General features: G+C 34.3%; 5 protein-coding genes. All 5 read left to right on the forward strand.

What is annotated here, in order from left to right; genetic code table 11:
• Positions 1–317: 317 nt before the first annotated feature.
• The 5 genes from dptF to A6E03_RS09635 are packed head-to-tail and all read left to right on the forward strand — an operon-like array spanning position 318 to position 10429.
• On the forward strand, positions 318–1925 hold the full coding sequence (dptF, locus tag A6E03_RS09615; protein WP_065600738.1) for a DNA phosphorothioation-dependent restriction protein DptF: 1608 nt from the start codon (positions 318–320) through the stop codon (positions 1923–1925).
• Entirely contained in the window at positions 1918–3231 is a 1314-nt protein-coding gene (dptG, locus tag A6E03_RS09620) for a DNA phosphorothioation-dependent restriction protein DptG (RefSeq protein WP_065600739.1), read from the forward strand. The genes dptF and dptG overlap by 8 nt, the downstream gene beginning before the upstream one ends.
• Positions 3212–8236 (forward strand): DNA phosphorothioation-dependent restriction protein DptH, encoded by a 5025-nt coding sequence (dptH, locus tag A6E03_RS09625; RefSeq protein ID WP_141677250.1) that lies wholly within the window; start codon positions 3212–3214, stop codon positions 8234–8236. Before dptG ends, dptH begins: the two co-directional genes overlap by 20 nt.
• Positions 8237–8255: 19 nt before the next feature.
• On the forward strand, positions 8256–9293 hold the full coding sequence (locus tag A6E03_RS09630) for a ParB/Srx family N-terminal domain-containing protein (protein ID WP_065600741.1): 1038 nt from the start codon (positions 8256–8258) through the stop codon (positions 9291–9293).
• Entirely contained in the window at positions 9293–10429 is a 1137-nt protein-coding gene (locus A6E03_RS09635; RefSeq protein ID WP_083201857.1) for a potassium channel family protein, read from the forward strand. The genes A6E03_RS09630 and A6E03_RS09635 overlap by 1 nt, the downstream gene beginning before the upstream one ends.
• The last annotated feature ends 8 nt before the right edge of the window (positions 10430–10437 follow it).

Below are 10437 nucleotides of genomic sequence, written 5' to 3' on the forward strand. Positions count from 1 at the left end.
ATACAAAGTCATCAATAAATGTAAGCTTTTAAAAGCGATTAAAATTTAAACCTGATAAAATACGGATAACAATAAAAATTACAGGTTAATGGCTTTGGATTTAAAAACTGCTTTAATCCTTTTGTCTAAATTGTATGCTTATTCTTTAAATATACAAAGATAGTTGGATGGGAAATATACGTCGTATAAGAATTGCATATGCATAGAAACGGAACTCATTCTTAATTAAGTTTCTATAAATAAGGCAAGTTATGTAATCAACCTGTTGAGGTTGTTATCACTTTTTCTAAAAATAGAATACTTAAATACGGAAATTTATGAGATTAAAAGAAGCCCTCAGCGTGATGTCAAAGTCGTCACCTTACGCTGTATCAACAGAACGCTCTGGTTTGAATTTAAATACTTTAGACGAGATAAAAAAATATTTATATATAGATATGCCCATTGCAAAAGCTGTTGAAAAACGAATCTCAAGTTTTTCAGCCGATAAGCCAGAGGTTCTGTTTCTTTGTGGTAGTAGTGGCGATGGTAAGTCTGAACTGCTAACAGAGTGTAAAAAGACATATAGTACGCGAGCAAAATTTCATTTAGATGCAACGCATAGTTTTGATCCTCGTGAAAATGCAATTCAGACCTTAGATAAAGTATTCGATGAGTATTTGTCTCAATCAAAGCCATTAGTTGTTGGTATTAATACCGGAATGCTTAACAACTATGCTGAAGGTGGTAGTAATGAGTTCTTTAAGGATGTAATTAAAAGCTACTTGGAAAATGGCTCACAAAGTAAGAGAGTATATTTCATAGATTTTGAGAGCTATCCAAAATTCAATATTGATGAAAATGGCTATACATCCGAGTTTGCAGAGAAGTTACTACAAAAATTAACTGCAAGTGATGGGAACTTAATTCGCCAAATTTTTGATAAAGATAAATTGGAATGTACAGACTCAGATAGCCGTAGAATACAAGCTAACTATGAGCTATTAAGTTTACCTGTTGTTCAAATAACGGTCGTTGATTTGCTTTTTAAAGCTCGTTTGATGAAAGACCAATTTGTGACTGCACGTTCTTTACTCGATCTTATATTTATGTTGATTGCTGGGCCTGGCTATTTGTTCGATAATCTTTTTTCTGGTGGAGATAACGAACTAGCTAACAAGCTCGTTGAGTTCGACCCTGCGCATTTACGAACGAAGAAAATAGATCGATTTATATTGGCAAACGATTTAGGTCTACCTGATATTGAGTTTGAAGAGTTTAAGGTTCAGATGAAGGTATTGGGAATAAACAAATTAAAGGATAGTCATTCATATTTAAGGTTATTTTATATCTTGAAAAATGAAGATTTCGCCAATAACTATCATGTACAGTTTTCTCAAGATTTTAGCCAATCATTAATAGACGAATACCTAAACATTTATCAAAAGCATAGAGATTACGATAATAGCGATGAGCACCGAAGTGTAATTAGAGATTTTTGCAACAATACTCTACGGACAGCAGTTAGAAAATATAACAATCGTAATGCCCCTCATTTACGAAAAGGTCATTATTTGATTTCTGAAAAGAATGGTTATCAATTAGTTGCAAAATTGGATATCAAAGCAGATTTAAAAAATGTAGATAAACAACTGCCAACTCCAGCTTCTTATTTCACTGCTTGTATTACTGTTGGGAGTGACAGTTTAACCTTACCCGTTAATATTAACTTATTACAGATGATGAAAAGAATAGGCGATGGATATCGACCAAATAAACATGATAAGAATACGGTTGTACTATTGGATGAGCTTGTTGAAGATATATCAAAAATAGCTAGTCAAGAAACAACATTGCACATCATTAATGGTAACCAGCATATTACGGTGACTGATAATGAAGACGAAAATGATAAGTATGAAGTGAGTGGCCTAAATAATGATTAAACAAAACCTTACTCCTCCTAGCAGAAATGCTTTTAGTTCATTCTTACCATTGAGAACTAAAGAACAATACTATAAATTTTGCTGGAACTCTGTACTGGGCTATTTCGTACACCTTTTATATAAAAAATCTCTTTTTACAAAGAATATTGATGATTTTAAAGGACTTTGCGAAAAGAGTTTTTTAAAAAATTTAGAAAGCGATGATTCAGATTTATGGAATGTTATAGAGAGCATGTATTTCCATAATGATGAATTATTTAAAATATCTCCAGAGTTACTTATTTTTAAAGCAACTAAGGAAGAGCTTGATATCAATAGCGAAAGACTTGGTGATATGTATGCAGGGATTTTGAATGGATTTACCTTGGAGAGCTCTTCAATGACTAGTCTTAATTTTATTGAGAAAGGGATTAAGACTGAGTTTGATAAATTTCATGTATCTGGGAAAAAAGAAGAACCTAAAGAAGCTTTAACCTATTTACCGTTTATTTCGAAATATTTTCACAAAGACCTACAGTTTTTAAATACTAAACCTCATTATCTTCTCAATAATTTTAATGCAGTTATTCGACTTTACGGATTCTTATACATTTCACAGATAGCGCTGAATATCAAGACTTGGGCGAATGGTGAACCAACCAGTAAACCTTGCTTTTTTATTGTTGATAATGAGAAAGCAAGCGATGAAAGATCGCAAGTTAAAAATTTTGGCTACGCCCAGCTACATGACAACTTAGAGTATTTGTATCCATATCTTTTTATGAATGAAGCTTTGCAAGAGAAAAATAATGTTCAACCTTTGTGGAAGCTTTTTGAAGGTATTAATGACAGTCATATAGATAGTTTGAATCAATTTGGTGAAGAATTCGTTGCAGATCGTGTAGAAAGAAAGTGGTACAACATTCAGCCAAATTGGCAGCATAGTGAAGATAAAGAGCTAGTGCTAGCTCAGTTACTTGAAATTGCCCATGCTCAATTTGACAGAAAAAAAGGTCGCTTAACCGCATATAGTACTGCTTCTGTTAAAGGTACGTTGCGAAATATCCTAGATCCTTTTATCCAGAATCGAAAGCGCGGAGGGAACGTATTAGCATTTAACCAAGATTATATTGTTTTACTTACTAATTTAGCCATTGGTGAAAGAGATAAGCTTCGTTTTCATGAGGTGATTAAAGAGTTTGAAGCTAGAGGGGTATATTTCGATAAACAAAGTCAGCAGAACTTAGTTGATTTTTATGAGCGCATGGGCAACGTAGAGCGAATGAGTGATAGTGGAGATGCAGTATATGTCAGACCAACGGTTTAATAATTTTTTAGTTGCTCACTTTAACCAATGGGCAAAGGCTGAGTTAGAGGTTGGGTTTCGTTATCAGTTTACTTGTCCTGATAATAAAAAGGGGCTTAATTTATATAATGCATTTTTGGATATTACTGATAGTAGTATTGAAGTTAAAGGAATAGAGCTAAAGACTATTAGATATGGAAATGTTGAGCTTATCCCTGTTTATGAAGGTGAGAACTTTACTGAGAACTATATTGCTCATTTGAGAGATGAAGTATCAGCAATGGAGGGTTCTGCAAAAGGAACGGCATTACTTATTATTCATAACTCGATGTTAGATACTCTCCGAAATTCTACAGAAGATGTTGCTCAGAGTGGTTTTGTGTGGCATCCAGAGAACATTAGAAATTTGCTATATAAAGAAATTGACCAAAATGATGAAAAAGCAAAAATATCAGAGTGTTTACTTAATTATCATTTTGACGAAATTCAAGATGACAATGCAACAATGTTTGGCTTCGAAAAGCTTTACACTGCAATCGCAGATGGCGATCTGCAGTTTCATGAACTTGGGCTATTAAAGGATGATCAACTTTCTGAAGAAAACTGGGAAGGTGAGCAAATAGTTCAACGTCTTAAGGAAAATAAAGAACTTAGTGATAAGTTGGAGTTTATAACGCACCATTTTGCAAATGAGTTACAAGATAAACTTGCAATTTTGGACTTTAGTGAGAAGTTTATAAAAGAACATTTTCCTAATGAGAACATTGAGCAATATAAAGAAAACTTAGATCTAGGTGAGTGCTTTGCGGAACAAGATAAAAACAGAACGAACTTATTAGAGTTAGAAAGTGTTAAGGCTCCCTATACTGAGTTTCTAAATAAATCTAAGTCAGAAAAAGGGGCTGGTGCTAGAGAAAGGCATATAGTGTTATTGCTAGAGCCTGAGCAAAATGAGTTTGAATTGGATCTCTGTTTCTTAAATCAGAAACTAAGAGACAGTTTTTGTAAGATTCAACACAATTCAAAACAGTCAACTGTGGATATATCTATTAAGAACTCTGGTGGAATTCGAAGCCGAGCTGTTTTAACAAGCAAATTTGATGGACAAGCTAGATATTTTACTTTTCAAGTTAAAACTGACAAGCCAAAAGAAACTCATAAATTTAGAGTGTTAGTTATTGGGAAAAATGATTTTTATGTGGATGCTTTCAGACATACCTATTTAATTGAGCCATTAAAAAAATGGGTAACACTTCAGACTGATGAACAAAGCTTTAAAATTAGTGAGTTGCCAGATAAGAGCTCTTTAGTAGAAAACGGTCAAGTGTTTGATTCAACTATTACTGGACTAATTGATTTTAAAGCTCTTGCGAGAGTCTCTGATGATATTAGTTTTACTGTTAAAAGCGGAGCTAGCCAAATAAATTTTAATGTAGAAGGTGAGGTTGCTACGGACTCATTATCATTACCATTAATGTTAGATCAAAGCCGGTTTAAAGAGCTTTTCGATGACGGTTATTTTGGACGGTATAATCGTGCTAAAGATAAAGTACTCATTGATGAAAAAGAAGTAGCTCCAAAAGGTAAGCGTCTTTCGTTGCTTCAGCAAGAAGCCAAACTACTTGATAGTAGACTTTTGGCAACTAGCGGAACTGAAGGTGATTTTTATTTATGTGATTTAGACGAGGACTTTCCTGTACTTTCTAGCGCTTATAAAGAACTGTTTGAAGATTTAGTTCGAGATAAAACATTACTAAGTTTATCAAGTTGGGGAAATAAAACCACAGGGTTAGTAGATAGAATAGTTACAGCATACCAAGCAGAGATAGACAAGATTCCATATCACGCACCGTTGCATGCCAAACATAAACGATTAATGAATATAGGTTTTTCTGATATTGAAGGACAAACGTTCATTACGCCTTATCATCCATTAGTACTTGCTTATAACTCAAATCTAGCCACAATTTTAAAAGATGATAAAGATTCTGGGAGTAGTTTTACAAAACTACCGCCAGTGACGATTCAAAGGTTAACAGCACAGGGTTTACTGCCATTTATTTATGATCCAATGAATGGTTTTGCGTATAATCATGCAATAAAAGAAAACGTATTTTGGTCAAAATTAATTCCACAGAAAGATAGCAGTTATGATTATGTACGTAGCCTAGTAAAGGATAAAGTTAGTAAGTTTTCTGTAGCTTTTAAGCATCTATTTGTTGCTGGAAGTAAGACTACATTAATTATTAACTCTGTTAATAACGGTGAAAATAAAGAAATTTTCTTAGGTCTTCTGGATTTTATAAAAATTAAGAAAGACAAAGTTACAAAGATTCACGTTAATTTATACGATAAGACAGAAAGTGATAGCTGGTTTGATAAATTTGCTGATGCAGCAACTTATGACAAAATAAAAGACTTGTGTGAACTTAATAAAGGATCAGCTAAAGGGCAAGCAGATAGCATTATCGACCTGTTGAGAACACGTTTAACTTATAGTAAATACAGACATGAAGAAGGCGATAAAGAGCAAGTTTATGCTCATATGAGCTTTTTTAGAAATAACGAACGAGTTAAGGCAACAGATGTTGATGTTTTAAAACAAACTTCAGGTGTTGTATGTAATGGACTTATGCCAGGAGAGGCTGCTACTAATAAGAACGGTAGTTATTATACTGCATTTGGGTTAGAAGGTGTCGATTTAGATAGCGCTCCTCAATTGAAATTGGCAGCTAAGTATGGTGGATTAATTAAACCTGCGAAATGTCAACATGAAGAGTACGGGGATGCCAAATCACAAGCGTTAGTAGTTACTGAAAATTTTAAAGTTCTATTAGAACGCGCGTACGAGAATTCTATTTGGACGACAATTATTGATCCTAAAGTGACATTGGAATTCTTTGAAAATCAAAAGAATATGGTTCTTATTCACTATTCTGATAACTACACGAACTCAGTCAATTACGATGCGATTACAGTAACTAAACAAACAGATCTATACCATAAAGTCCTAGAAAATGATGAAGGTGGGATCATTGAAGAGTTTAATGCTTTTAATGGGGAGTGGTTACTCAATTTAGTTACAGCACTTGAAAATGAACGTAAAGAGAAGCGTGGAATCATCTGTGCATATAAGTACATCAATTGCTTAGTTGCGGATTCAAACATTATTTGGGTTCCTCTTTCTATTGCAGAGATTATCCGTGTTGCTGGTAACTTAGGATTGAATATGGCCGATAGTGATTTGTCACGCCATGCTCAAGGTTTTAAGAAGGGTGTTATTTCAGATGATATTCTATTTGTTGGTTTTAAAGATAAACAAATGATCTTACTGCCTGTTGAAGTAAAAACAGGTAAGAGGCAGACACACAGTAAAGGTGTAGAGCAAGCTCAAGAGCTGAAACGTTACTTTGAGTCATTACTTGGGCAGCCAAACTTAGCCGGAAATCTTTACCGCGGGCTATTCATGCGTCAAGTACTGATGCAAATAGATAAATATAAGCTCTATAACGTCTACGAAAAGGGTTATTTCAGTAGTATTGAAGATAATAATGCTTATTGGTTGCAGGGAGATTATCAGCTCGCTGAACTTGTTGATTATCCAGCAGGATTCTTATTCGTGAATGTTGAAGATAGTAATTTTAGTAAAGCTTCGTTTATGAAGGTTCACGATATTCTAAAAGTAGAGTTACCAGCTGGCAATTTAAGCCATTGGGTGAGAACACCGATGCGAACTCTATTCTCCGAACTTACGTCAGCTAAGCTTCACCATATTGATAGCAGGTATATTTTGCAAAGTGATTGCACTATTAAGCCTTTAATCATCGAAGAGGCAAGCAAAAGTGAAGAAGATAACGAGAAAGATTCTAAGCATGAGGATGAGCCTAAAGTTGAAGATTTGACATTGATTAAAGAAGAATCCTCTTCATCGGTTGAAATCGTAAAATCAGACCGAAAAACAATGTCGGTCGAAGAACTTGAATCAATATACCAGCAAATTATAGATTGTTATTACAGTCATAAAATAACACTACTTAAGCCTGATAATGTTGAGCCATTTATTGAAGGGCCAGCATCTATCTTATTTAGGGTGGGCTTAAACCTAGGTGATAAACCTGAAAGTGTTTTTGCTAAATCTCAGTCATTAAAATTGGCGTTGAAATTAGGGCAAGAGCAAGATATCGGTTTTGGGATTGATAGAGGTTGTATAACTATTGATGTACCAAAGAATGAAGAACAACGCTATTTTGTTGACCAGAATGATATTTGGCCAAATTGGAAACGACCTGAAAGGGCTCTTGAAGTCCCATTAGGGGAAGATCGTTTTGGTGAAGTAATTAAGCTTAATTTTTCATCGTCAAATTGCCCTCATTTATTAATCGGCGGTACTACAGGGAGCGGTAAATCAGAGGCATTGAATACAATTCTTTATGGTATGGTCGAACACTACAACGTTGATGAACTTAAGTTAATGCTTATTGATCCTAAAGGAACGGAGCTTAATGATTTTGAGAGATATCCTCATATAATTGGTCGGATTGGTTTTGATGATGATGATGCGCTAGAACTGCTTAAACAAGCGGTTGAAGAAATGCAATCTCGTTATGTTCAGTTTAAAGCTAAAAATGTTCGCTCATTACCTGATTATAATGCCAAGGTAAGTGAAGAAGAACGAATTCCTTGGTGGGTACTTGTACTTGATGAGTATGCTGATCTCACGTCTGATAAAGACATGAAAAAAGAGATAGAAGCAGAACTGAAACGTTTGGCACAAAAAGCTCGTGCTGCGGGTATTCATTTAATCATTGCCACACAAAAACCAAGTGGTGATGTTATTAGTACAAACTTACGTTCTAACTTGCCAGCTCAGCTTGCTTTACGAGTTAAAAACGGTACAGAAAGCCGTGTTATTTTAGATGAACAAGGTGCCGAAGTGCTAAATGGTAAAGGGGATGCTTATCTTAAATCTGAAGGTAAGTTAGTTAGGATTCAGTGTGCAAGAATAAGTTTGTGTCATATTAAATAATTTTAAATAGGTCTCTAGCATGTTAAATACAAAAGATATTGAAGTAGGATTAGATCAGCTTGTACTCGACCCAAATAATTATCGTTTATTCGGGCAAACAGAAGGAAAATTGATAGTAGATGCAGATGCTGAAGGTTTACAAGAAGTCACATTAGCTAAGCTCGAAAAGCAACGATTAGGTGAATTAAAAGATTCTATTAGGAATCATGGTTTTTTAGAAATGGAGCGCATAGTTGTTAGAGCCCTTAATTCTAAAGAAAATAAAGAAAATAAAGAAAATAAAGAAAATAAAGAAAATAAAAGATATTTAGTTGTTGAAGGTAATCGACGGACAGCGGCATTAAAAAGTCTTGAGCCTGAAGCTACAGGTGATTTGAAAAAAAAGTTAAGCAACTTAAATGTGATTTTAGTTGAAGGTGATGAGCAGCAGGTGAAAACCTATTCAGCTACTTTGATGGGAATTAGACATGTCTCTGGACCCAAAAAATGGGATGGTTTTCAGAGTGCAAAACTAATCAATGATTTGTATGAAGATGGAAAGTCATTTACAGCGATTGGTGACATATTGGGTATAACAAATCGTGAAGCAGGAAGACGATACCGTGGTTATCAGGCGTTTCAACAAATGCGATTAGATTCCGAGTTTAAAGATAAGGTTGAACCAAGACATTATGGGCTTCTTTTGGAGTTTTTATCTCCTTCTAAAGAAGGTAAGTCATGGCTTGGATGGAATGATGCTAAATATTTATTTGAAAATAAAGGTAGATTAAAAATAGTTTATAAAGCACTCACTATAGATAAGGATGAAGGGCTTGAAATAAGGAACCCAGGAGATGCAAGGAAGTTTGTATCTCTTTTAGGTACTCAGTACTGCAGTGATATCGAACAAGGAAAATCAATTCACAATATGCCAGATCCTGAGGACTTGAAAGATAGTGGAAAGTTGAAAAAAATTAAGAGCTTTATTTCTTTTATAGAAAAGAACTCATTTAATTCTGAGGAAATCAGTTATTTAGGTGAGCTGGAGAGGATTTTGCAAGAGAAATTGGGTGAATAATGATGTTGGATGATTTCAATTACGATACTTTTGTGTCGTGCTTAAAAGAAGAATTAATATCTTCTGATCATGATGAAGTTAACGATCTTGAGTTTTTGATTGACTATTATAAAGATTATCCGCCTTCGGAGCTTGAGGATCCTGATTCTGATTTCTCCAGAGAAGAAATAGAGAGGTTAGCTCAAGAGCAGCTGCCAAAAATTAAAAGATATTTGATCGAAAAGGAAAGCAATTGGCTAATAGTAGACGTTGATAAATTTAAAGAAGGAAAAAGTACAGCTAGTTTAAAGAGTGGGTCACCTTTAGAGCAGAAATTAACAGTAGAAGAGCAAGCCTTAATAAATACTCACTTTCAGGAGTTGGGAATACAAGAAAGGCGTAATTTACTAAATTTATATGAACAAAAGGTTTCAACATTAGGAAATAATAAAGAGAAATTTGATGTTCTAAAATCATTGTGTAATTCATATAAATACTCATCTATAGATGATAGTAATTATTTGAGAATCTTAAAAAACACAGGTGATCTAGCTCTAGAATTAAATGAAAGCGATGGCTTTAAGTATTTTGAGTACTCAGCTAAGATCTATCGAGAGAGATATGAACATGATGATTCTGCTGAACAGTTTAGGTTAGCAATAGTAGCGGCGAATAAAGCCGGAGAGTGTAAGGAAGAAGTGTTAGTGCTGACTCGTTCAATGCGAATCCAATATGAATTAGCAGGAAACGAAGAGAAAGCAGCAATTGCATTTGTCGAAGAAAACAAGTTAAAACGTGTAATTTGTGGAAAACCAGAGGTAGGTATACTCCATCGAATATCTGATTATTGTCAAAATCCAGAAAAAGTGGCTCTTGGGGCTGGATTTTTAATATTATTTTCGACTTTAGTTTATGCTATTTTTGGACTTGTTCCATCGGGTTTTGATAAGCAGTCATTACTACTCGGTGATGAAACATGTTATAGAGTTTTATGGGACTCTTTATATTTTAGTATTGTTACTTTTACTACGCTTGGGTACGGGGATTTTTCTCCAAGCGATGGGATTAGTCGTATTATGGCTAATATTCAATCTCTAGGTGGTTTGTTTTTTTCTAGTTTATTTTTAGTTACTTTGGTTAAAAAGTATGGAAGATAAAAATTAGC

Source organism: Aliivibrio sp. 1S128 (genome assembly GCF_001691065.1).
Lineage (GTDB): Bacteria > Pseudomonadota > Gammaproteobacteria > Enterobacterales > Vibrionaceae > Aliivibrio.

What these genes read in the sequence shown, in the direction of transcription:
- dptF (WP_065600738.1), top strand. Translation starts at nt 318, where the DNA reads ATGAGATTAAAAGAAGCCCTCAGCGTGATGTCAAAGTCGTCACCTTAC.
- dptG (WP_065600739.1), top strand. Translation starts at nt 1,918, where the DNA reads ATGATTAAACAAAACCTTACTCCTCCTAGCAGAAATGCTTTTAGTTCA.
- dptH (WP_141677250.1), top strand. Translation starts at nt 3,212, where the DNA reads ATGTCAGACCAACGGTTTAATAATTTTTTAGTTGCTCACTTTAACCAA.
- A6E03_RS09630 (WP_065600741.1), top strand. Translation starts at nt 8,256, where the DNA reads ATGTTAAATACAAAAGATATTGAAGTAGGATTAGATCAGCTTGTACTC.
- A6E03_RS09635 (WP_083201857.1), top strand. Translation starts at nt 9,293, where the DNA reads ATGATGTTGGATGATTTCAATTACGATACTTTTGTGTCGTGCTTAAAA.